Source organism: Pseudomonas sp. SC3(2021) (genome assembly GCF_019856535.1).
GTDB lineage: Bacteria > Pseudomonadota > Gammaproteobacteria > Pseudomonadales > Pseudomonadaceae > Aquipseudomonas > Aquipseudomonas monsensis.
Genome location: NZ_CP082236.1, coordinates 2146211 through 2169863, shown reverse-complemented (window position 1 = coordinate 2169863; position 23653 = coordinate 2146211). Strand labels below are relative to the sequence as shown.

The 23653-nt window shown below is 60.7% G+C and carries 20 protein-coding genes and 1 riboswitch; of the genes, 11 read left to right on the top strand and 9 right to left on the bottom strand.

Annotation, left to right across the window (positions count from 1 at the left end; all coding sequences use genetic code 11):
• Window positions 1-6: 6 nt before the first annotated feature.
• Window positions 7-1059 (bottom strand): erythrose-4-phosphate dehydrogenase, encoded by a 1053-nt coding sequence (gene epd, locus K5Y35_RS09610; protein WP_222834138.1) that lies wholly within the window; start codon window positions 1057-1059, stop codon window positions 7-9.
• A 151-nt stretch (window positions 1060-1210) separates the two neighbouring features.
• Window positions 1211-3208, bottom strand: a complete 1998-nt coding sequence (gene tkt / locus K5Y35_RS09605; RefSeq protein ID WP_123469471.1) for a transketolase — start codon at window positions 3206-3208, stop codon at window positions 1211-1213.
• A 258-nt stretch (window positions 3209-3466) separates the two neighbouring features.
• Here tkt and K5Y35_RS09600 point away from each other — a divergent pair, with 258 nt between their 5' ends.
• From K5Y35_RS09600 to K5Y35_RS09585, 4 genes are all read left to right on the top strand, one after another.
• On the top strand, window positions 3467-4462 hold the full coding sequence (locus tag K5Y35_RS09600; RefSeq protein ID WP_123469473.1) for an ArsR/SmtB family transcription factor: 996 nt from the start codon (window positions 3467-3469) through the stop codon (window positions 4460-4462).
• Window positions 4463-4480: 18 nt separating this feature from the next.
• Window positions 4481-5671: a methionine adenosyltransferase gene (metK, locus tag K5Y35_RS09595; RefSeq protein ID WP_123469475.1), complete on the top strand. Its 1191-nt coding sequence runs from the start codon at window positions 4481-4483 to the stop codon at window positions 5669-5671.
• 213 nt (window positions 5672-5884) lie between these two features.
• The gene (ligB, locus tag K5Y35_RS09590) at window positions 5885-7561 is read left to right on the top strand and encodes an NAD-dependent DNA ligase LigB (protein WP_222834137.1); all 1677 of its coding nucleotides are present in this window, start codon (window positions 5885-5887) and stop codon (window positions 7559-7561) included.
• A gap of 95 nt (window positions 7562-7656) precedes the next feature.
• Window positions 7657-8052 carry a DUF1090 domain-containing protein gene (locus tag K5Y35_RS09585; RefSeq protein WP_123469479.1) on the top strand — a complete coding sequence of 132 codons (396 nt, stop codon included), beginning with the start codon at window positions 7657-7659 and terminating at the stop codon, window positions 8050-8052.
• A gap of 72 nt (window positions 8053-8124) precedes the next feature.
• On the opposite strand, the gene K5Y35_RS09580 is transcribed toward K5Y35_RS09585, so the two are convergent.
• Window positions 8125-8574, bottom strand: coding sequence for a c-type cytochrome (locus K5Y35_RS09580; protein ID WP_128616115.1), 450 nt, complete (start codon window positions 8572-8574; stop codon window positions 8125-8127).
• 128 nt (window positions 8575-8702) lie between these two features.
• On the opposite strand from K5Y35_RS09580, the gene K5Y35_RS09575 reads away from it, so the two are divergent.
• Window positions 8703-9887: a murein transglycosylase A gene (locus K5Y35_RS09575; RefSeq protein WP_222834136.1), complete on the top strand. Its 1185-nt coding sequence runs from the start codon at window positions 8703-8705 to the stop codon at window positions 9885-9887.
• Window positions 9888-10026: 139 nt separating this feature from the next.
• Here the strand turns inward: K5Y35_RS09575 and K5Y35_RS09570 are convergent, their stop codons facing one another.
• Together K5Y35_RS09570 and K5Y35_RS09565 are read right to left on the bottom strand one after the other, a co-directional pair.
• On the bottom strand, window positions 10027-10410 hold the full coding sequence (locus K5Y35_RS09570; RefSeq protein ID WP_123469486.1) for an MAPEG family protein: 384 nt from the start codon (window positions 10408-10410) through the stop codon (window positions 10027-10029).
• A gap of 39 nt (window positions 10411-10449) precedes the next feature.
• The gene (locus tag K5Y35_RS09565) at window positions 10450-11283 is read right to left on the bottom strand and encodes an EamA family transporter (RefSeq protein ID WP_123469488.1); all 834 of its coding nucleotides are present in this window, start codon (window positions 11281-11283) and stop codon (window positions 10450-10452) included.
• A 212-nt stretch (window positions 11284-11495) separates the two neighbouring features.
• Between K5Y35_RS09565 and K5Y35_RS09560 the strand changes: the two genes are divergently transcribed.
• Both K5Y35_RS09560 and K5Y35_RS09555 read left to right on the top strand, forming a co-directional pair.
• On the top strand, window positions 11496-12665 hold the full coding sequence (locus tag K5Y35_RS09560) for an MFS transporter (RefSeq protein ID WP_222834135.1): 1170 nt from the start codon (window positions 11496-11498) through the stop codon (window positions 12663-12665).
• Between the two features lie 787 nt (window positions 12666-13452).
• Window positions 13453-14718, top strand: coding sequence for a cation:proton antiporter (locus K5Y35_RS09555; RefSeq protein ID WP_123469492.1), 1266 nt, complete (start codon window positions 13453-13455; stop codon window positions 14716-14718).
• Here K5Y35_RS09555 and K5Y35_RS09550 read toward each other — a convergent pair whose 3' ends face one another.
• Together K5Y35_RS09550 and K5Y35_RS09545 are read right to left on the bottom strand one after the other, a co-directional pair.
• On the bottom strand, window positions 14719-15624 hold the full coding sequence (locus K5Y35_RS09550; protein ID WP_222834134.1) for a formate/nitrite transporter family protein: 906 nt from the start codon (window positions 15622-15624) through the stop codon (window positions 14719-14721). It lies immediately after the preceding gene.
• A gap of 176 nt (window positions 15625-15800) precedes the next feature.
• A complete protein-coding gene (locus tag K5Y35_RS09545; protein WP_003229043.1) occupies window positions 15801-16208 on the bottom strand; it encodes an acyl-CoA thioesterase in 408 nt (135 codons plus the stop codon).
• A 196-nt stretch (window positions 16209-16404) separates the two neighbouring features.
• A riboswitch (S-adenosyl-L-homocysteine riboswitch) is annotated at window positions 16405-16503 on the top strand.
• A 23-nt stretch (window positions 16504-16526) separates the two neighbouring features.
• On the opposite strand from K5Y35_RS09545, the gene ahcY reads away from it, so the two are divergent.
• From ahcY to K5Y35_RS09525, 4 genes are all read left to right on the top strand, one after another.
• A complete protein-coding gene (ahcY, locus tag K5Y35_RS09540; protein WP_007959684.1) occupies window positions 16527-17936 on the top strand; it encodes an adenosylhomocysteinase in 1410 nt (469 codons plus the stop codon).
• Between the two features lie 191 nt (window positions 17937-18127).
• Entirely contained in the window at window positions 18128-18973 is an 846-nt protein-coding gene (gene metF, locus K5Y35_RS09535; protein WP_123469496.1) for a methylenetetrahydrofolate reductase [NAD(P)H], read from the top strand.
• Between the two features lie 169 nt (window positions 18974-19142).
• Window positions 19143-19955 carry a substrate-binding periplasmic protein gene (locus K5Y35_RS09530; RefSeq protein WP_222834133.1) on the top strand — a complete coding sequence of 271 codons (813 nt, stop codon included), beginning with the start codon at window positions 19143-19145 and terminating at the stop codon, window positions 19953-19955.
• A gap of 222 nt (window positions 19956-20177) precedes the next feature.
• Window positions 20178-22052 carry a DEAD/DEAH box helicase gene (locus K5Y35_RS09525; protein ID WP_123469500.1) on the top strand — a complete coding sequence of 625 codons (1875 nt, stop codon included), beginning with the start codon at window positions 20178-20180 and terminating at the stop codon, window positions 22050-22052.
• A 254-nt stretch (window positions 22053-22306) separates the two neighbouring features.
• On the opposite strand, the gene K5Y35_RS09520 is transcribed toward K5Y35_RS09525, so the two are convergent.
• Together K5Y35_RS09520 and K5Y35_RS09515 are read right to left on the bottom strand one after the other, a co-directional pair.
• On the bottom strand, window positions 22307-22885 hold the full coding sequence (locus K5Y35_RS09520) for a YceI family protein (RefSeq protein WP_083367682.1): 579 nt from the start codon (window positions 22883-22885) through the stop codon (window positions 22307-22309).
• Between the two features lie 31 nt (window positions 22886-22916).
• Entirely contained in the window at window positions 22917-23468 is a 552-nt protein-coding gene (locus K5Y35_RS09515; RefSeq protein ID WP_123469503.1) for a cytochrome b, read from the bottom strand.
• Window positions 23469-23653: the final 185 nt, after the last annotated feature.

Here is a 23653-nt window from a genome sequence, read left to right as displayed (position 1 = left end):
CACTTCCTACGGTTTTTTTGAAGTTGCTGTTTGCAGATAGTGTTCTGCAACGTCCAGCATTCGGTTGGCAAACCCCCACTCGTTGTCGAACCAGGCCAGGATGTTCACCAGCCTGGGGCCGGAAACACGGGTCTGACTGGCATCGACGATGGTCGAATGTGGGTCATGATTAAAATCACAGCTTGCGTGGGGAAGCTCGGTGTAAGCCAGCAGACCTTTGAGCGGGCCGCTGGAGGCGGCTTCGCGCAGGATCCGGTTGACCTCATTGGCATCGGTCGCCGTGGCGGTCTGCATCGTGATGTCGAGGCAGGACACGTTGACCGTCGGCACGCGTACGGCTTTGGCCTGAATTCGCCCGGCAAGTTCCGGCAACAGGCGCTCGATACCACGCGCCAGACCGGTGGACACCGGAATCACCGACTGGAACGCCGAACGGGTGCGGCGCAGGTCTTCGTGGTGATAGGCGTCGATCACTGGTTGATCGTTCATCGCCGAGTGAATCGTGGTGATCGACACGTAATCGAGGCCGATCGCCTTGTCCAGCAGGCGCAACAGCGGCACGCCGCAGTTGGTGGTGCAGGAGGCGTTGGACACCAGCAGTTCGTCGCCGGTCAGGCAGTCCTGATTGACGCCGTAGACGATGGTGGCGTCGACATCCGCCTCGCTGGCCATCGGCTGCGAGAACAATACCCGTGGCGCACCGGCGTCGAGGAACCGCTGGCCGTCTTCACGGGTGTGGTAAGCGCCGGAGCATTCGAGCACCAGATCGACGCCCAGCGACGCCCAATCAATGCCTTCGGGGGTGGCACTGCGCAGAACCTTCACGCAGTCGCCATTAATATGCAGACAGTCGCCATCTACTCGCACTTCGCCGGGAAAGCGGCCGTGCGTGGAGTCGAAGCGTGTCAGGTATTCGATGCTGGCCATGTCCGCCAGATCGTTGATTGCGACAATTTCAAACCCGGCTTTTTCGCCTCGCTCAAACAACGCACGCAAGACGCAACGACCAATCCGGCCGTAGCCGTTGAGTGCAACTTTGTAGGGACGCGGTTGAGGCATGGGGTTCTCGATTACCGTGGTGAATCAGGCAGTGCGACGTTGCCCGAACCAACGCTTTCGCGAGCAAGCTCGCTCCCACAGGGAAATGCATTCCAATGTGGGAGCGAGCTTGCTCGCGAAGGCGTCAGCCCAGACAACACAACTGTCGGACTTAGTCTTCCAGCAGCTCTTCAGCCTGACCCAGGATGTTTTCCAGGGTAAAACCGAACTCTTCGAACAATGCCGAAGCCGGCGCCGACTCACCGTAGGTGGTCATGCCGATCACGCGACCTTCCAGGCCCACGTACTTGAACCAGAAGTCGGCGTGTGCCGCTTCGATCGCGATACGTGCGCTGACCTGCAACGGCAGCACCGATTGCTTGTAGCCGGCGTCCTGAGCATCGAACACGCTGGTGCACGGCATGGACACCACACGCACCTTGCGACCTTGCTCGGTCAGTTTGTCGAAGGCCTGAACGGCCAGACCGACTTCCGAACCCGTGGCGATCAGGATCAGCTCAGGCTCGCCTGCGCAGTCCTTCAGCACGTAGCCACCGCGGCTGATGTCGGCAATCTGGCCGGCATCGCGTTCCTGGTGTTGCAGGTTCTGACGCGAGAAGATCAGCGCCGATGGGCCGTCCTTGCGCTCCAGAGCGTTTTTCCAGGCCACGGCCGATTCCACGGCATCGGCTGGACGCCAGGTGTCGAGGTTCGGCGTGGTGCGCAGGCTGGTCAGTTGTTCGATCGGCTGGTGCGTCGGGCCGTCTTCGCCCAGACCGATGGAGTCGTGGGTGTAGACATGGATCACGCGCTTCTTCATCAGCGCCGACATGCGCACCGCGTTGCGGGCGTATTCCATGAACATCAGGAAGGTCGCGCCATAAGGCACAAGGCCGCCGTGCAGGGACACGCCGTTCATGATCGCGGTCATGCCGAACTCGCGCACGCCGTAGTACATGTAGTTACCGCTGGCATCTTCAGCGCTGACGCCTTTGCAACCTTTCCACAGGGTCAGGTTGGAACCGGCCAGGTCAGCCGAACCGCCAAGCATTTCCGGCAGCAGCGGGCCGAAAGCGTTCAGGGTGTTCTGGCTGGCTTTACGGCTGGCGATGGTTTCGCCCTTGGCCGCGACTTCAGCGATGTACGCCGAGGCTTTTTCAGCGAAGTCAGCCGGCAGCTCACCGCTCAGACGACGGATCAGCTCGTTGGCTTCGGTCGGGAACGCAGCGGAGTAGGCCGCGAAACGCTGATCCCACTCGGCTTCGGCGGCGCGACCTTTTTCCTTGGCATCCCACTCGGCATAAATGTCGGCCGGGATTTCGAACGGGCCGTAGTTCCAGTTCAGCGCCTGGCGGGTCAGGGCGATTTCCGCGTCACCCAGCGGGGCACCGTGGCAGTCTTCCTTGCCCTGCTTGTTCGGCGAACCGAAACCGATGGTGGTCTTGCAGCAGATCAGGGTCGGCAGCGGGCTCTTGCGCGCGGTTTCGATGGCGGTCTTGATCTCTTCCGGGTCGTGACCGTCAACATTGCGGATCACTTGCCAGTTGTAGGATTCAAAACGCTTCGGGGTGTCATCGGTGAACCAGCCTTCGACTTCGCCGTCGATGGAGATACCGTTGTCATCGTAGAAGGCGATCAGCTTGCCCAGACCCAGCGTACCGGCCAGGGAAGCGACTTCGTGGGAAATGCCTTCCATCATGCAGCCATCACCCAGGAACACGTAGGTGTGGTGGTCGACGATGTTGTGGCCAGGACGGTTGAACTGCGCGCCGAGGACTTTTTCTGCCAGGGCGAAACCGACAGCGTTGGCCAGACCCTGACCCAGCGGGCCGGTGGTGGTTTCAACGCCCGGGGTGTAGCCGAATTCCGGGTGACCCGGGGTGCGACTGTGCAGTTGACGGAACTGCTTGAGGTCGTCGATCGACAGGTCGTAACCGGTCAGGTGCAGCAGCGAGTAGATCAACATCGAGCCGTGGCCGTTGGACAGCACGAAGCGGTCACGGTCGGCGAACGATGGATTGCTCGGGTTGTGCTTGAGGTAGTCGCGCCAAAGCACTTCGGCGATATCTGCCATACCCATAGGGGCACCGGGATGGCCGCTGTTGGCTTTTTGCACGGCATCCATGCTGAGGGCACGAATGGCGTTGGCACGCTCACGACGGCTAGGCATCGCTGATCTCCTGGGTGTGAATAGATTGAAACGGAAAAAAGGAGGGCATTTTCCCTCACCGGAGCGCCTCGGGGCAATGACAGATAGTCATCCGGAGGCGTTTTTCCCATGGTTAACGGCGGTTTCCGCTGGTGAAACCTTTCCGCTGTTCGTTTGTAGAGTTAACCAGCCGGTGAGAAGTGCCATCTATCGAGCAATATCAAAACTTTTTGATATTGCTCTTGCGAGGATTTAGCCCCGTCACTAGACTGCTGCCCCATGAACTTACGCGCGCCTTCCATTCGACATGACGATTGCGACGAGCTGGCGGCCTTGTGCAAGGCCGGTGGCGACCCGCTGCGCCTGAATGTATTGCGCGCGCTGGCCAACGACTCGTTCGGGGTCCTGGAGCTGGCGCAGATTTTCGGCATCGGTCAGTCCGGCATGAGCCACCACCTCAAGGTGCTGGCCCAGGCCGATCTGGTGGCGACACGCCGCGAAGGCAACGCGATTTTCTATCGCCGCGCCCTGCCCCACCCCGAATTGCTCGGCGGCAAGCTGCACGCGGCATTGTTAGAAGAAGTCGACAATCTGGCACTGCCGGATGACGTGCAGGCGCGTATCGCTCAGGTACACGGACAACGTGAGGCCGCCAGCCAGGATTTTTTCGCACGTGTGGCGGAGAAGTTTCGCGCCCAGCAAGACCTGATCGCAGGCCTGCCGCAATACCGTGACAGCGTGCTGGCCCTGCTCGACAAACTGAACTTCAATGGTGCTGCCACGGCCATTGAAGTCGGCCCCGGCGACGGTGCTTTCCTGCCGGAACTGGCCCGCCGCTTCGGCACCGTCACCGCGCTGGACAACAGCCCGGCGATGCTCGAACTGGCGCGTCAGGTATGTGAACGTGAACAACTGGCTAACGTCAGCCTGCAATTGGCCGATGCATTGAATGGCATCAGCCTTCAGGCCGATTGCGTCGTATTGAATATGGTGTTGCACCATTTCGCCGCGCCGGCCGAAGCGCTCAAGCACATGGCCGGCCTGCTGCAACCGGGCGGTAGCCTGCTCGTGACAGAGTTATGTAGCCACAACCAGAGTTGGGCCAGGGAGGCCTGCGGTGATCTGTGGTTGGGGTTTGAACAGGACGATTTGGCCCGTTGGGCCACCGCTGCGGGGCTCGTTCCCGGGGACAGCCTCTATGTAGGCTTACGTAATGGTTTCCAGATCCAGGTTCGCCACTTTCTGCGACCGGCTGGCGACACTCACCATCGGTAAATTCAGGAAAACATCGAGATGAGCGAATACTCCCTCTTCACCTCCGAGTCCGTGTCTGAAGGACATCCGGACAAAATCGCCGACCAGATTTCCGATGCGGTGCTGGACGCCATTATTGCCCAGGACAAACACGCACGCGTGGCTGTGGAAACGCTGGTCAAGACCGGCGTTGCCATCGTTGCCGGTGAAGTGACCACCAGCGCCTGGGTCGACCTGGAGCAGATCGTTCGCGACGTGATCTGCGACATCGGCTACACCAGCTCCGACGTCGGCTTCGACGGCGCGACCTGCGGCGTGATGAACATCATCGGCAAGCAGTCCCCTGACATCAACCAGGGTGTTGACCGTGCCAAGCCTGAAGATCAGGGCGCCGGCGACCAGGGCCTGATGTTCGGCTACGCCAGTAACGAAACCGACGTATTGATGCCTGCGCCGATCACCTTCTCGCACCAGTTGGTGCAGCGCCAGGCCGAAGCCCGTAAGTCGGGTCTGCTGCCTTGGCTGCGTCCGGACGCCAAGTCGCAAGTGACTTGCCGTTACGAAGGCGGCAAGGTGGTGGGTATCGACGCTGTTGTACTGTCGACCCAGCACAACCCGGAAGTCTCGTACAAAGACCTGCGCGAAGGCGTGATGGAGCTGATCGTCAAGCACGTGCTGCCTGCCGAACTGCTGAGCAAGGACACCCAGTTCCACATCAACCCGACCGGCCAGTTCATCATTGGCGGCCCGGTAGGTGACTGCGGTCTGACCGGTCGCAAGATCATCGTCGACAGCTACGGCGGCATGGCCCGTCACGGCGGCGGCGCGTTCTCCGGTAAAGATCCATCGAAGGTTGACCGTTCGGCGGCCTACGCTGGCCGTTACGTGGCCAAGAACATCGTCGCTGCCGGCCTGGCCGAGCGTTGCGAGATTCAGGTTTCCTACGCGATCGGCGTCGCCCAGCCGACGTCGATCTCGCTGAACACCTTCGGCACCGGCAAGATCAGCGATGACAAGATCATCAAACTGGTGCGTGAAGTGTTCGACCTGCGTCCATACGCAATCACCACCATGCTCGACCTGCTGCACCCGATGTACCAGGAAACTGCAGCCTACGGCCACTTCGGTCGTGCATCGCAGACCAAGACAGTTGGCGAAGACACCTTCACCACCTTCACCTGGGAAAAAACCGACCGCGCCGACGCTTTGCGTTCCGCTGCTGGTCTGTAAGACGCCCTGGCGGTACAAAAAAGCCCCGCACGGTTCGCGCCGTGCGGGGCTTTTTCATGCGTGCGCAATACCCTGTGGGAGCGAGCCTGCTCGCTAGATGCCCGAACAGACAACATGACTTTCCAACCGAAACACCCGGCAAAACACCCCGCCAACCCACGTCAAAATCCTCGCCTAGCCTTCAAGCATTCCCCCTGAGCAAGGACGCTCACCATGCTTGCGACGCTGCGCCTGTTTTCAGTTGTTCTGCTGAGTTTCATCCACCTGATCGCTTACGCCGCCTGCCCCGAATGGCCTGCCGCCACCGCGCAAAACGAAATCACCGCCCTGCAAAACCAGATCGACCAATGGGACGAAGCCTATCATCGCGAAGGCCGTTCGCTGCTTGCCGACGACCTCTATGATCAAGCCCGCTTGCGGCTCAACGAATGGCGACAGTGTTTCCAGCGGCCAGCGGCGCCGCAACCTTTGCGCAGCGCAACGGGGCCTATCGCGCATCCGGTTGCACACACAGGCCTGGATAAACTTCATGAGGCGGCGGCGGTTCAAGCCTGGCTGCAGGACCGCCGGGATGTCTGGGTACAACCCAAGGTCGATGGCGTCGCAGTGACGCTGATCTACCGTCGCGGTCTGTTGCAGCAGGCGATCAGTCGCGGTGACGGTAGCAGCGGCCAGGACTGGACGGCGTCAGCGCAAAAGATCCACGCCATTCCTCAACAACTGACGCAGCCCCTCGATCTGCTGGTCCAGGGCGAACTCTACTGGCGTCTGACTCGACATGTGCAGGCCCGCGCCGGCAGCGTCAACGCCCGCGCCACGGTTGCCGGACTGATGAGCCGGAAAACCCTGAGCGTCGAGCAGGCGGCCGGGATCGGTCTGTTCGTCTGGGATTGGCCACAGGGGCCGGCGAGTCTGCCCGAAAGAATAGCGACGTTGGCGACACTGGGTTTCGCCACGACAGCGCCATTCAGTCAGGCCATCGCCAACCTTGAAGACGCACAAAAGTGGCGTGAGCACTGGTATCGGTCACCACTGCCATTCGCCAGCGACGGCATTGTGCTGCGTCAAAGCCAGCGCCCACCGGCCGAGCGCTGGCAGGCGAGCGCGCCCTACTGGGCGGTGGCCTGGAAATACCCGTTTGCCCAGGCGCTGGCCGAGGTGCGCAAAGTGAATTTCAAAATCGGTCGCACCGGCCGCATCACACCCGTGCTGGAGCTGACGCCGATCATGCTCGATGATCGGGAGATAAAACGCGTGAGCGCCAGTTCGCTCAAGCGCTGGCAGACTTTGGATATCCGTCCCGGTGACCAAGTGGCAATCAGCCTGGCCGGGCTGACGATTCCACGGCTCGACAGCGTAGTACTGCGCACGACCGAGCGGGCCGACATTGACGTCCCCGACGCCAGTGATTTCCACGCCTTGAGTTGCTGGCAACCGACACCCGGTTGCGAAAGCCAGTTTCTCGCTCGCCTGACCTGGCTCAGTGGCAAGCAAGGTCTGGCGATGCAACATGTCGGCCGTGGCACCTGGGAGAAACTTCTCGAAACAGGCCACCTGAACAACCTGCTGGATTGGTTGACCCTCGACGCACCAGAGCTTGCTAACATTGCCGGCTTCGGCGAGCGCAGCAGCGAACGCCTGATTCACAGTTTTCACAGTGCCCGCCAACGGCCCTTCGGCCAGTGGCTGAAAGCGCTGGGGTTACCGCCGACCGGCCAGGCACAACTGCCTGACTCATGGCAGGCGCTGGCCCGACGCGACACCGAACAATGGCAGGCTGAAGCCGGTATCGGCCCGGGACGCGCAGCGCAATTGAGCGCATTCTTTCGCGACCCGCAGGTACTGGCCTTGAGCGAAACCCTACAGGCCGCCGGCATCGACGGTTTCTGACTACGCGATCCCGGCACGCCGGGAACCCAACGGCCCCGAGGCGCTCCAACAGCGCAGTGCCCAACCGACCGATTGCCTTTGCACATGGAGCTTTTATGAAATTTCTCGCACCGCTCGCCATGCTGACCCTTTGCGGCATCATGGCCGCCCCCGTGATGGCCGACGAAGACGCCCCGGGCCTGACCGGTTGCGCTGCCAAGAAGCAGGGCATCATGAACCAGATTGAGCAGGCCAAATCCCGCGGCAATGCCGATCAACAGGCCGGCCTGGAAACAGCCCTGCGCGAAGTGACTGAACACTGCACCGACGCTGGCTTGAAGAAAGAACGCGAAAACAAGGTACTCGAAGCCAAACACGAAGTGAGCCAGCGTCAGGCTGACCTCGACAAAGCCATGAAGAAAGGCGATCCGGAGAAGATCAACAAGCGCAAGGACAAGCTCGCCGAGTCGCGCAAGGAACTGCAGGATGCGCTGGACCAAATCGACAAGTAACCGATGCCCCTGTGGCGAGGGAGCAAGCGCCCTCGCCACAGGGGCTTAGTTGTCTCAGCCCCCCTCATGCAATCAATGATCGCGAAATTCCTTATGGCAAGCGCTGCAGGCATCTTCAACTTTCTGCACCGCAGGCCCGAGGTTGCTGGCCTTGTACGGCTGAACCTGGCTGGCGATCACCAATTCACCGGTGGCCGCCTCAAGGTTGCGAGCCAGTTCCTGAAAACGGGCCTGACGCGACCAGACTTCGTCCTTGGCGCTGGTGTGATCGGCTTCGCGCACCTGCGGGAAATGCTTCCACGGCTCATGGGACAGCGCATCGAGTTTCACCGCACCGTCGGCGAACTTCGGCCCGTCGAACGCAATGCGCCCACGCAACATGCCACCGAGCTCTTCGCCGGTCTTGAGCATCTGCTTGAAGATCGCCTTGCGCTGGCCCAACGGGGAATTCGGATCGACACCGCCACAGGCGGACAGGGTCAGGCAGGCCAGCAATACAACAGCAATTCGTTTAAGAGTCATGGCGGCTTCAGGTCACGGAATTCGGCGGCCAGTATCCTCGCCTCCCCGACAAACACCAATAGCCCTATTAAAAATACGGGTTGTTCGAGCGCATGGAGCACTCGGGCGACCGGCACAGGAATCACTCCATGAACAGCCGTTTCAAGGCCTGGCGTCACCCACTGATCGCAACCCTGCCGCTGCTGGCAATCCTTGCCGGCTGTACAGGCGGCGACAATGCCAAACCGAAAACCCACGCCTTGGCCACCTATTCCAGCGCCACCTGGGAATCCCTGCCGGCGGTGTCCGACAGCGATCTGGTCGCCGGTTTCGGCTCATGGCGCAGCGCCTGCACCCGACTCAAAGCTGATCCGGTCTGGGGTGGCACGTGCGCCGCGGCAACCAACGTGCCGCAGAGCGCCAACGAGATTCGCGCGTTCCTCAAGCAGAACCTCGATGTGTTCGGTCTGCGCGCCGAGCATGACAACCCCAACGGCCTGATCACCGGTTACTACGAACCGGTCTACCCTGGCAGCCTGACGCCCACCGACGTGGCCAACGTGCCGGTGTATGGCGTGCCGGAAGACATGATCATCGTCTCGCTGGAGAGCATTTATCCCGAACTCAAGGGCAAACGCCTGCGTGGCCGTCTCGAAGGTCGAGTGCTCAAGCCTTACGACGACGCGGCGACCATCGAATCCAAAGGCGTCAAAGCGCCGGTGGTGGCCTACCTGACCGATCCGATGAACCTGCAGTTTTTGCAGATCCAGGGTTCAGGGCGGATTCAGACACCGGATGGCAAGCAACTGCGCATCGCCTACGCCGACCAGAACGGTCACCCGTACCGGCCCATCGGCCGCTGGCTGGTGGAACAGGGCGAGTTGAAGAAAGAAGAAGTGACCATGGGCGCGATCAGCAACTGGGCCAAGGCCAACCCGTCGCGCATTCCGGAACTGCTAGGCAGCAACCCGAGCTACGTGTTCTTTACCCGCAACCCGGACAGCAACGAAGGCCCGCGCGGCTCGCTGAATGTGCCGCTGACCGCCGGTTACAGCGCCGCCGTCGATCGCAAGGTGATTCCGCTGGGTAGCCTGTTGTGGCTGTCGACCACGAAACCGGATGGCACCGCACTGGTTCGCCCGGTTGCGGCGCAGGACACTGGCGGCGCGATCGCCGGCGAGGTGCGTGCGGATCTGTTCTGGGGCACGGGCGATGCAGCCGGGCAACTGGCCGGGGACATGAAACAGCAGGGGCAGATCTGGATGCTCTGGCCCAAGGGAACGGCGCTGCCGCAAGTGCCGCAGGTGGCGGATGCCCCCAAGGACAAATCCTGAGAGGTTTGTTGCCTGATCAATCGCCATCGCGGGCAAGCCCGCTCCCACAGTAATTGATGGTGACCACATATTTTGTGTACACCAAAAAACCTTGTGGGAGCGGGCTTGCCCGCGATGAGGCCAGCAGCAACACCGATAATCAAACAGACACAAAGAAGAACGCGGCAATCAGCCCCATCCCGACAAACCACACCAGCGACCGCAGAATTGCCCAGTCCGCCAGGTAGCAGATGATGTACAGCAGGCGACTGGTGATAAACATCACCGCCAGCACATTCACCGTCACCAACTGCGCCGTGCCCACCAGATGCGCGACGATCACCGCGGCGGCAAACGCCGGCATCACTTCAAAACTGTTGAGTTGCGCTGCATGCGCCCGTCGTGCCACGCCGCCCACGCTTTCGAGAAAATCCCGAGGATCATGGTTGTCACTCAGCCGGAAACCGCCCGCGGCCTTGGCCACAATCGTGCACACATAGGGCAGAAAAATCGCGATCAACACACACCACAGAGCCACCGTCATAACGCCGTCCTTTTTTCGAGTTATAGAATTCGCGAGCGGTCAGAACTTCATGACCAGCATGCCGATCAGCACCAGCCCACAGGCTAAGAGCCGTGGCCGGCCGAAAGGTTCTTTCAAGTAGCGCATGCCGAACAGCACCACCAGAATCACGCTGATCTCGCGCAATGCCGCCGCTTCCGCAATCGAGCCCAACTGCATCGCCCACAGCACCAGAGCGTAGCTGAACAACACGCAGAACCCGACGGCCAGCCCCAACTTCCATTGCTCACGCCAGAACTGCATGAACGCCGGGCGCTTGGCGACCCACGCCAGCAGTGGAAATGGCCAGGCGCTGAGCAGCGTGACCCAGACCAGGTAATCGAGCGGGTGCGACCAGCGCCGCAACGCCTGGCCATCTATGTAGGTGTAGCAACCGATGCACAAGCCGATCAGCGCCACCACCGGCAGCATCGACCACGGCAAGTGTTTCCCGCCGCCGCCCTGCCAGAGCAGGCAAACCATGCCAAACGGAATCAACATGATCCCGAAGATCTGCTGCGTGGTGAGCACCTCACCGGCGAAGATCAGGGTCAGCGCCAACACCACCAATGGCGACAGTCCGCGCATCAGCGGATAGACCAAGCCGAGATCGCCGACCCGGTAGGCCTGAATCAACAAATAGCGATAGAGCAGTTCAAACGCCGCCGACGCAAGAATCCACGGCCAGATTTCAACCGGCGGCAAGCTCACGAACGGCAACGCAATGGCGACGACCAGCAGCGCCACGGTGTCCATGCACGCCACCACCAGCAGCCGCTCGGCGCTGAATTTGATCAGGGTATTCCACGCCGCATGCAACAGCGCCGCCACCAACACCAGAGCTGTCGCCAGCACGTCCCACTCCTTATTGTTGTTATCCAGCCAATTAGTCAGATTATTGATTCGCGATGTGTCAGCAGCTGTTTATACTGCAAGCGACCACGCCGCACTCAGTTGCGCACAGAAAAATACCAATAATTCCCGCCGGCACCGCACTCCTTCGAGATCGGTCGTCGGCCTGCGTATGCCTGATCAAAGCGTCAAGACTACTGACAGAGACCTTGCGCATGCCACTCGCCTTGCTTGCACTCGCTGTTGCCGCATTCGGCATCGGCACGACTGAATTCGTGATCATGGGTCTGTTGCCCGATGTCGCCCGCGACCTTGCCGTAAGCATCCCTCACGCCGGACTGTTGATTACCGGGTACGCCCTGGGTGTGGTGTTCGGCGCACCGATCCTCGCCATCGGTACCGCCAACATGCCGCGCAAGGCGACGTTGCTGGGCATGACGCTGATGTTCATCCTCGGCAACGTGCTCTGCGCACTCGCGCCGAACTACGCGACGCTGATGGCAGCGCGGGTGGTCACCGCGTTGTGTCACGGTGCGTTTTTCGGCATTGGCTCGGTGGTGGCCGCCGGACTGGTCGCACCGAACAAACGCGCGCAGGCCATTGCGATGATGTTCACCGGTCTGACCCTGGCCAATGTGCTCGGCGTACCCTTGGGCACCGCGCTCGGCCAATACGCCGGTTGGCGCTCGACCTTCTGGGCGGTGTCGGTGATCGGCGTGATCGCCGCTCTCGCGCAATGGCTGTGGCTGCCGAAACACATCGCGATGGACAAGGCCAACCTCGCCAGCGAGTTCAAGGTGCTGGGCAAGGTCAACGTGTTGCTGGCACTGGGTATGAGCGTGCTGGCATCGACCAGCCTGTTCAGTGTGTTCACGTACATTGCACCGATCCTGCAGGACATCACCGGCGTCAGCCCCCACGGCGTGACGGTGATGCTGCTGTTGTTCGGCGTCGGCCTGACCGGTGGCAGCATGCTCGGTGGCCGCCTGGCCGACAGCCGTCTGTTGCCGTCGCTGGTGGGTGTGGCGCTGGCGGTGGTGGTGATTCTGGCGGCGTTCAGCCAGACCAGCCGTTCGGTGATTCCGGCGGCGATCACGCTGGTGCTGTGGGGCATTTTCGCCTTTGCGCTGTGCCCGATCCTGCAACTGCTGATCATCGACCAGGCCCATGAGGCGCCGAACCTCGGCTCGACCTTGAACCAGAGCGCGTTCAATCTTGGTAACGCGACGGGCGCGTGGATCGGCGGGTTGGTGGTTGCCAGTGGCGCAGATCTGGCGGATTTGCCGTGGACCGGCGCGCTGGTCGGCGTGCTGACGGTGCTGACGGCGCTGTTTTTCATCTATCTGCAACGTCGCGGCGCGGCTGCGGTCAATGTGTCCGGCTAGCCCTCACCCTAACCCTCTCCCAGAGGGAGAGGGGACTGAACGGGGGATGCTTCAGAACTACGCCGACCTGAACGCGCATTGCCGAATCTACAATCGACCCGGTTATTCCGCTCGATACATCCCGCAAGACAATAAGGTCGGCTCCCTCTCCCTCCGGGAGAGGGGACTGAACGGGGATGCTTCAGAAGTACGCCGACCTGAACGCGCATTGCCGAATCTACAATCGACCCGGTTATTCAGGTCGATACATCCCGCAGGACAATAAGGTCGGCTCCCTCTCCCTCCGGGAGAGGGGACTGAACGGGGATGCTTCAGAAGTCCGCCGACCTGAACGCGCATTGCCGAATCTACAATCGACCCGGTTATTCAGGTCGATACATCCCGCAAGACAATAAGGTCGGCTCCCTCTCCCTCCGGGAGAGGGGACGGAACGGGGACGCTTCAGAAGTACGCCGACCTGAACGCGCATTGCCGAATCTACAATCGACCCGGTTATTCAGGTCGATACATCCCGCAAGACAATAAGGTCGGCTCCCTCTTCCTCCGGGAGAGGGGACTGAACGGGGAGGCTTCAGAAGTCCGCCGACCTGAACGCGCATTGCCGAATCTACACTCGACCCGGTTATTCCGCTCGATACATCCCGCAAGACAATAAGGTCGGCTCCCTCTCCCTCCGGGAGAGGGCTGGGGTGAGGGAAGCTTGTGCCCTCAGTCGCTCTCGGCCCATCAAACTCCAGCGCCCAAGCACCGGGCGCGTTCCACTCACCCTTCATCCAAAGGACCCCGGATGCTTGAACTTGTCGCCGCTTTTATCTGCCTCACCACCCTGCTCACCTTCGTCAATTACCGCTTCATCGGCCTGCCTCCCACCATCGGTGTGATGGTCACCGCGCTGATGTTCTCCCTGCTGCTGCAAGGCCTGAGCGTGCTCGGCTACCCCGGTCTTGAAGAGCGCGTGCAGCAACTGATCGGCCAGATCGACTTCGGCGATCTGCTGATGAACTGGATGCTCTCGTTCCTGCTGTTCGCCGGCGCCCTGCACGTCAACCTGAATGACCTGCGCAGCTACCGCTGGCCCATCGGCCTGCTGGCGACCTTCGGTGTGTTGATCGCCACCGGCGTGATCGGCAGCCTCGCCTATTACATTTTTGCCCTGTTCGGCTGGCACGTGAGCTTCCTGTACTGCCTGCTGTTCGGCGCGCTGATTTCGCCGACCGACCCAATCGCGGTGCTCGGCGTACTGCGTACGGCCAATGCCTCCAAGCCGCTGAAAACCACGATCGTCGGTGAATCGCTGTTCAACGACGGTACGGCGGTGGTGGTGTTTACCGTGTTGCTGGGCATCGCCCAACTGGGCGAGACGCCGACCATCAGCGCCACCGCGATGCTGTTCGTTCACGAAGCCATTGGCGGCGTGCTGTTCGGCGGGCTGATCGGTTATGGGGTGTACCGGATGATCAAGAGCGTCCAGCAGCATCAGATCACAGTGATGCTGACCCTCGCGCTGGTGATCGGCGGTTCGGCGATGGCTACCGAACTGCACGTCTCGGCGCCGATTGCGATGGTGGTGGCCGGTCTGATCATCGGTAACCTGGGACGCAACCTGGCGATGAACGACATGACCCGCAAGTACCTCGACGGCTTCTGGGAGCTGCTCGATGACATGCTCAACGCCCTGCTGTTCGCCTTGATCGGCATGGAACTGTTACTGCTGCCATTCAATTGGGCACACATAGCGGCGGCGAGTTTGCTGGCGCTGGCGATTCTGCTGTCGCGCCTGCTCACCGTGGCCCCGGCGATCGTCCTGCTGCGCCGCTGGCGCACGGTGCCGCGCGGCACCATCCGCATCCTGACCTGGGGCGGTTTGCGCGGCGGCGTTTCGGTGGCGCTGGCGCTGGCCCTGCCGCTGGGCCCGGAGCGCGATCTGCTGCTGAGCATCACCTACATCGTGGTGCTGTCGTCGATCCTGTTGCAGGGGCTGACCATCGGCAAACTGGTCAAGCACGCCACCCGTGACGAGCCGGCCACAGCGGCCGAGCCCGCCCACCATTGATCATTTCCTGATCCGCTGCGGGTCAGGCTTTTCGGCCTGATCCGCAGACTGTTGCGCTTTGTGCGTTTCCTTGGGAGTACCGGTCTCGCTGCGGATCTGCGCATGGCTGATCAGCGCGAAGATGAAACTGCCGCCAATGATGTTCCCCGCCAGCGTCGGCCCGGCGAACACCATCCAGAAATCACTCCATGGCAATTCACCGGCAAATACCAGATACGAGACTTCCGCCGAGCCGACCACGATGTGGGTGAAGTCGCCCAGCGCCATCAGGTAGGTGATGAGGATGATGATCCACATCTTGGCGCTCTCCATGGACGGGATCATCCAGACCATCGTGGCGATCATCCAGCCGGAGACAATGCCCTTGGCGAACATCTGGCTGGCGTGGTTTTCCATGACCTTGCGGCCGATTTCGAGGAAGGCGTGATCGGTTTTGCCATCGAAGATCGGCAGCTCGAGCATCACGTACGCCACCAGAATCGTGCCGCACAAATTGCCGAACAGCACCACCCCCCACAAGCGGATCAACCGGCCGAAATTCGCCAGGGTCGGTTTGGACATCACCGGCAGGACGGCAGTCAGGGTATTTTCAGTGAACAGTTGCTGGCGGGCGAGAATCACCGCGAGGAAACCCGCGCAGTAGCCGAAACTGGCGATGACCTTGAATTCCTCGCCCTCGGGCAGGCGCGAATTGAGCAGGCCCATGCCCATCAGCGACAGGCCCATGGTCAACCCGGCGGCGAGCGCCGACCACCACAGCGCGGCAATGCTGCGCTCCAGTTCCTGGTCGCCCTGGGTGCGGATGATTTCATGCAGAACCGCCGCGCGGGGCGGCTGGCTTTTCTCGACTTCATGTTTTTCATCGGTCGAGAGGTCGGGGGTCTTGCCGTCTGTCGGGGTGCTCATGGCGTGGTAACCAGTGGGGGGGCTTTTAGCTACGACCCCCGCCGTTCACAGCTGTTCAGTAGTCAGATAAATCTTCGGTGACGCTGAAACCACTATCGCGAGCAGGCTCACGCCTACAGGTACGACTCAGTCACTGACAAAGGAGTGAGCCTGTTCGCGATGAAGCCAACTAGAGGTTACTTAGTGACCAATTCATCTTCCTTGAACTGGTCTTTGACGTACTTGATCTCGGTCCGCCCGTGCGGTGCCGGCAAGCCGTCTTCGCCCAGATTCACGAAAACCATCTTCTCGACCGTGAGAATGCTCTTGCGGGTGATCTTGTTACGCACTTCGCAGGTCAGGGTGATTGAGGTCCGACCGAACTCGGTGGCAGTAATGCCCAGTTCGATGATGTCGCCCTGGCGCGAGGCGCTGACGAAGTTGATCTCGGAAATGTACTTGGTCACCACGCGCTGATTGCCCAACTGGACGATGGCGTAGATCGCCGCTTCTTCGTCGATCCAGCGCAGCAGGCTGCCGCCGAACAGAGTGCCGTTGGGGTTCAGGTCTTCGGGTTTTACCCATTTGCGGGTGTGGAAATTCATGTTCACTCCTGAGCGTTTGCCGAAAGATGGCGTCATCTTGGCAGACCGAGCGGTCATGCTCCATGAGCCTTCGACTATGGTCGCCATTAGCGATCTTCATCTGGCCGACAGAAACCCTTTGGAAGATCAGTCTAGACGGCTATAATCGCCCCCGTTTCAAAACGGTAACGTTCACTTGCTACCGTTTTCCCGCCACCTGTCCGAGGGGCGCTGCAGCAGGTTCAACCTGTCAGGCTCGGATGGGGCGTTGACTGGCCACGGCCGGACACTAAACGCACAACGGCGCCCATTCGCATACATTACGAATGGAGGCTCTTCATGAGCGCTGTTATCACGCCTGCAGATTTTAACGATTACAAAGTTGCCGACATGTCCCTGGCTGCCTGGGGCCGTCGCGAAACCATCATCGCCGAGTCGGAAATGCCGGCCCTGATGGGTCTGCGCCGCAAGTACGCGTCCGAGCAGCCGCTCAAGGGCGCAAAAATCCTCGGCTGCATCCACATGACCATTCAGACTGCCGTGCTGATCGAAACCCTGGTTGCCCTGGGTGCCGAAGTACGCTGGTCGTCCTGCAACATCTTCTCGACTCAGGATCAGGCTGCTGCGTCCATCGCCGCTGCCGGCATCCCGGTGTTCGCCTGGAAAGGCGAAACTGAAGAAGAGTACGAGTGGTGCCTGGAGCAAACCATCCTGAAAGATGGCCAGCCATGGGACGCCAACATGATCCTCGACGACGGCGGCGACCTGACTCAGCTGCTGCACGACAAGTACCCACAGGTGCTGGACCGCGTTCACGGCGTGACCGAAGAAACCACCACCGGCGTTCACCGCCTGCTGGACATGCTGGCCAAGGGCGAGCTGAAGATCCCGGCCATCAACGTCAACGACTCGGTGACCAAGTCCAAGAACGACAACAAGTACGGCTGCCGTCACAGCCTGAACGATGCGATCAAGCGCGGCACCGACCACCTGCTGTCCGGCAAGCAAGCGCTGGTCATCGGCTACGGTGACGTGGGCAAGGGCTCCGCGCAGTCCCTGCGTCAGGAAGGCATGATCGTCAAGGTTTCCGAAGTTGACCCGATCTGCGCCATGCAAGCGTGCATGGACGGTTTCGAGCTGGTTTCGCCGTTCATCGACGGCATCAACGACGGCACCGAAGCGAGCATCGACAAAGCGCTGCTGGGCAAGATCGACCTGATCGTGACCACCACCGGTAACGTCAACGTTTGCGACGCCAACATGCTCAAAGCCCTGAAGAAGCGCGCTGTTGTCTGCAACATCGGTCACTTCGACAACGAAATCGACACCGCTTTCATGCGCAAGAACTGGGCATGGGAAGAAGTGAAGCCACAGGTACACAAGATCCACCGTACCGGCCCCGGCGCTTTCGACGCACAGAACGACGACTACCTGATCCTGCTGGCCGAAGGCCGTCTGGTGAACCTGGGCAACGCCACCGGTCACCCAAGCCGCATCATGGACGGTTCGTTCGCCAACCAGGTACTGGCCCAGATCTTCCTGTTCGGCCAGAAGTACGCCGACCTGTCGCCTGCCCAGAAAGCCGAGCGCCTGACCGTTGAAGTACTGCCGAAGAAACTCGACGAAGAAGTGGCCCTGGAAATGGTTCGCGGTTTCGGCGGCGTGGTCACTCAACTGACCAAGCAACAGGCTGACTACATCGGCGTGACCGTCGAAGGCCCGTTCAAGCCGCACGCTTACCGCTACTAAGTTAAGAGCAGCTGCGAGCCGCAGGCTTCGAGCGTCAAGTAAGGTCAAAAGCCGGACTTGCCGTGCGAAGCCTGAGGCTCTGCCCCCAATTAAAAACAGTGTCAGGCCGCAAGCTTCAGGCACGAGAGACCAGCGCACCTCCGCTGCTCTTGCAGCTTGAATCTTGCAGCTTGTAGCTGGAGGTTCCCTCCATGTCCCAAGACCGTCGCTACAGCTTCGAGTTCTTCCCGACCAAAACCGATGCCGGGCAAGAAAAACTGCTCGCCACTGCTCGTCAGCTGGCCACGTACAACCCTGACTTCTTTTCCTGCACCTATGGCGCTGGCGGTTCGACCCGTGATCGCACCCTCAACACCGTTCTGCAACTGGAAAACGAAGTCAAAGTACCGGCCGCACCGCACCTGTCGTGCGTCGGCGACAGCAAGGACGACCTGCGCGGCCTGCTGAACGAGTACAAGGCAGCCGGCATCAAGCGCATCGTCGCCCTGCGCGGCGACCTGCCATCCGGCATGGGCATGACCAGCGGTGAGCTGCGTCACGCCAATGAGCTGGTTGAATTCATTCGTGAAGAAACCGGTGATCATTTCCACATCGAAGTCGCCGCTTACCCGGAGATGCATCCGCAAGCGCGCAACTACGAAGACGATCTCGCCAACTTCGTGCGCAAGGCTCGCGCCGGCGCCGACAGCGCGATCACCCAGTACTTCTTCAACGCCGACAGCTACTTCTACTTCGTCGACCGTTTGCAGGCGCTGGGCGTGGATATTCCGGTGGTGCCGGGGATCATGCCGATCACCAACTACAGCAAGCTGGCGCGTTTCTCCGATGCCTGCGGTGCGGAAATCCCGCGCTGGATCCGCAAGCAACTGGAAGCCTACGGCGATGACGCACAAAGCATTCAACGCTTTGGCGAACAGGTCGTCAGCGAGATGTGCGAACGCCTGCTGCAGGGCGGCGCACCGGGTCTGCACTTCTATTCCATGAACCAGGCGGAACCAAGCCTGGCGATCTGGAACAACCTGAAACTGCCGCGTTGAAGCAACTGCAAGCTTCAAGCTGAAAGCGACAAGCAAGATCAAGAGATCGCAGCCTTCGGCAGCTCCTACAGGGGTGTCGCAGCTGCGATCTTTTGCTTTTAAAGCCCCGAAACAGAGCTTCTGCTGCCACGTTCTGGCTCTTTCGCGTTTCTCGTCGTAATCTCAAGCCATGCCTTTGATCGCGCAGTTATTCGCCGTGCTGGTTTTTGCTTGCCTGAGCTTTGCCGCTCGGGGCGAGAAGCTGCGTATCGTCACCGAGCCGTGGGCGCCTTATGTCTACGAAGACGGCGGCAAGAAACTCGGGCTGGACTACGAAACCACCGCCATCGTGTTCAAGCGCCTGGGCATCGAGGTCGAGTGGCAGTTCCTGCCGTGGAAGCGCTGCCTGTCGATGCTGGAAACCGGTCAGGCCGACGGTGCACTCGACATTTTTCACAGTGTTGAACGCGAAGCCACCCTGCTCTATCCGAGCGAACCACTGTCCGACGTCGAATTCGTGATGTTCTACGCCAACGACCGGCCGCACCCGTTCAGCAGACTCGAAGAACTCAAAGGCCTGACCGTCGGCACCTCGCCCGGCTATCTGTACAGCCCGGATTTCAGCGAATCAACGCTGTTTACCCGCGAACCGGCACCGACCCATGAAGCCAACTTCGGCAAACTGGTGCGCGGGCGCATCGACCTGTTGATCACCGATCGCCGCGTCGGCCAGCATTTGCTCGATGCATTGAATATTCGCGATCAGATCACTGAAAACCCCATCGTCATTAGCCGCCAGAGCCAATTTCTCGCGGTTCGGCGCAATGCTGGCATGGATTTGCTGGTGCAGCGTTTTGGCGCTGAGCTCAAACGATTCAAGCGCGAACCGGCCTATGCCGATCTGAGCGCCCGTTATGGCGCGGCTCCCGTTATCGGGGCGCCGCTGGGCAATGCCTCGGCCAGCAGTAAAACCGTTGAGCAGCAGGAAAGCAGCGCGCAGTGATTGCTCTGTTATACTCCGGCGTTCCCGCCAGGCTCACGCCCGGACGCCCGGAACCGTAACAGGCCTCTCGACCCGCTACAGCGCAGCTCTCCAGCCCGCGCGAGCGCTCCAGACGTGCCTTCGGAACCGCAGCAGGACCGGACGGGATTGCGTCCTCTTAAACGTGATTCGCGCCAGGCAAGACTCCCATTGGGCCAAGCCCTAACTAAAACAGGATTACTCATGTCCTTTGCTTCCCTCGGTCTCTCCGAGGCTTTAGTCCGCGCCATCGAAGATGCGGGCTATACCGAGCCTACTCCGGTGCAACAGCGGGCCATTCCCGCCGTGTTGCAAGGTCGCGACCTGATGGTTGCGGCACAGACAGGTACCGGTAAAACCGGCGGTTTCGCCCTTCCGATCCTGGAGCGGTTGTTCCCTAACGGTCACCCGGACAAATCCCAGCGTCATGGCCCGCGCCAGCCGCGCGTTCTGGTCCTGACGCCGACCCGCGAACTCGCGGCCCAGGTTCACGAGAGCTTCAAGATCTACGCCCGTGACCTGAAATTCGTCAGCGCCTGCATCTTCGGCGGCGTCGGCATGAACCCGCAGGTTCAGGCCATGTCCCGTGGTGTCGACGTGCTCGTCGCCTGCCCGGGTCGCCTGCTCGACCTCGCCGGCCAGGGCAGCGTCGATCTGTCCCACGTCGAAATCCTCGTCCTCGACGAAGCCGACCGCATGCTCGACATGGGTTTCGTGCACGACGTGAAGAAGGTCCTCGCACGTCTGCCGGCCAAGCGTCAGAACCTGCTGTTCTCGGCGACTTTCTCCAAAGACATTACCGATCTTGCCGGCAAGCTGCTGCACAACCCGGAACGCATCGAAGTGACGCCGCCGAACACCACGGTCGAGCGCATCGAACAACGGGTCTTCCGTCTGCCGGCCAGCCACAAGCGTGCGCTGCTCGCGCACCTGATCACTGCCGGCGCCTGGGAACAGGTGCTGGTGTTCACCCGGACCAAGCACGGCGCCAACCGTCTGGCCGAGTACCTGGACAAGCACGGCCTGCCAGCCGTCGCGATCCACGGCAACAAGAGCCAGAATGCCCGCACCAAAGCCCTGGCCGACTTCAAGGCCGGCGAAGTGCGCATTCTGGTCGCGACTGACATCGCTGCCCGCGGCCTGGACATCGACCAGTTGCCACACGTGGTCAACTTCGAACTGCCGAACGTTGATGAAGACTACGTGCACCGTATCGGCCGTACTGGCCGCGCCGGTCGTTCGGGCGAGGCGATCTCGCTGGTGGCCCCGGACGAAGAAAAACTGTTGAAAAGCATCGAACGCATGACCAAGCAGAAAATCGCCGATGGCGACCTGATGGGCTTCGATGCCAGTACCATCGAGGCCGAGAAGCCTGAAGTGCGCGAGCGTCCGGACATGCGCAACCCGCGCAATTCCCGTGGCCCGCGTGGCGACGGTCCGAATGGCGGCGGCGGTGGCGGCGGTCGCAAGGACAAAGGCAAGGACAAGGGTAAGGAAAAACCCGCCGGTGAACGCGGCGAGCGTCCTGCCCGTCAGCAGAAGCCACGTGAAGGCACTCCGGCCCGCGAACAGCGTCAACCGTCGCAGCCGCCACGCGCCGCCGCTGATCGTGCACCGGACGAGTTCCTCGACGACGATATTGATAACTTCGGTAACCGCGTTGATTACGTGCCCAAAGCCGCCCCGGCCGGTGGCCGTGGTCGCCGTCCAGGCGCTCCGGCACAAGGTGCTGGCGCTGGCGCCCCTCGTGGCGGTCAGCCGCAGGGTCGCCAGAACGGTCCGCGCAACAGCAACGGTTCGAGCACCGGCACCCCGCCGGCCAAACGCAACGGCCCGCGCAATGGCGCACCACGTGATGGTCAGTCGGGTCGTCGTGACGAGTCCTCGTCGCGCAACCGTCGTCCAGCCCGTGACGATCAGCCACGTACCGAACCAGCCGTGCAGAACCCGCGCAGCAACGGTCCGAAGATCATGCACAAGGAATCGAAAGCCGACCGCTTCCCGACGCCAGAGCAGCTCGATCAACTGCCAAGCCGCCCACGTGGCGAGAAACCAGCCCTGCTGACCCGCAATCGCTGATTTCACGCTGCAATGAAAAATGCCCCGACTCGCAAGAGCCGGGGCATTTTTTATGCCGTCACCAATCCCCGCATCACGACAATCCCCCTGTGGGAGCGAGCTTGCTCGCGAAAGCGTCGGATCAGTCGAGACCTCTGGTGAATGACACACCGCATTCGCGAGCAAGCTCGCTCCCACAGGGGATGTGTGTGACGGACAATAAAAAACGCCCCCGGCCTTGCGACCGGGGGCGTTTTTATGTGGCAGGGCGAAAGTTACTTAACTTTCACGCCTTCCAGCGAGATGTCCAGATCCGCAGTTTGCGAGGTAGGACCTGGGCCCTTGATCCCGAAATCGTTCAGGTTGAGGGTGGTCTTGGCATTGAAGCCTGCACGCTCGCCGCCCCATGGATCCTTGCCTTCGCCGTTGAACGTGGCCTTGAAGGTCACAGGCTTGGTCACGCCGTGCAGAGTCAGGTCACCGGTCACGTCAGCAGTCTTGTCGCCGGTCGATTTAACGGCGGTGGAGACGAACTTGGCGTCAGCGAATTTGCCCACGTCCAGGAAGTCTTTGCTGGCGATGTGCTTGTCACGCTCGGCGTGGTTCGACCACAGGCTGGCGGTTTTCACGTCGACGGAGATTTTGCTGGCTTCAGGCTTGGCCGAATCCCACGAGAACGTGCCGTCGAAGTCTTTGAAAGTACCGTGGATGAAGCTGTAACCCAGGTGGCTGATTTTCCAGTCAACGAAGGCGTGCTGGCCTTCCTTGTCGATTTTGTAGTCCGCAGCCATGGCCTGACCAGCCGAGAGCAGTGCAGAACCGATTGCCAGAGCGGCCAGAGTCTTTTTCAACATGCTTTCTTTTCCTTTGAGTCGAGGTTGAATTTCAGGCTTTGCGACCGAGCATTCGCGTCAGGGTCGCATCACGATCAATAAAGTGGTGCTTCAATGCTGCCAACGCATGGAGGCCGGAAAAAATTACCAGCGTCCACGCCAGCCAGAGATGAATCACCCCAGCGGTATCTGCCTGATCCGGTAGCCCGGAAACCAGTGCAGGAACTTCAAACAGGCCAAACACCGGGATCCCGACACCGTCTGCGGTGGAAATCAGGTAACCGGCAAGCATCACAGCGAACAGCGCCAGATACAGAAACCCGTGGCCGAACTTTGCACCGATACGGGTCATGCGACTGTAGCTTTGCAGCGTCGGCGGCGGTGGGCTGATAAAGCGCCACAGCACCCGCAACACCATCACACCCAGCAGCACCAGTCCGATGCTCTTGTGCAGATCCGGCGCCTCTTTGCGCCAACTGCTGTAGTAATCCAGCCCGACCATCCACAGACCCAGCGCGAACAGTCCGAAGACCACCAGCGCCACGCCCCAGTGCATGAAGATGCTGACCCAACCATAGCGCGAAGAAGAGTTACGTAGCTGCATTGCCCAAATCCTGTGAGAACTGCGAACCAAGACTAGCGAGTTATCTATCGAATTAAAGCGGAAAATTTTGCTTTGAAATATCGAGAAATACGATCAAGAGTCTTGAGCATGGTGGTTAAGGAAAGATTAAAGGGGGAAAGTGTGGGGCAGGATACTGGGTACAGATCCAAAGTTAGTGCTGCCTG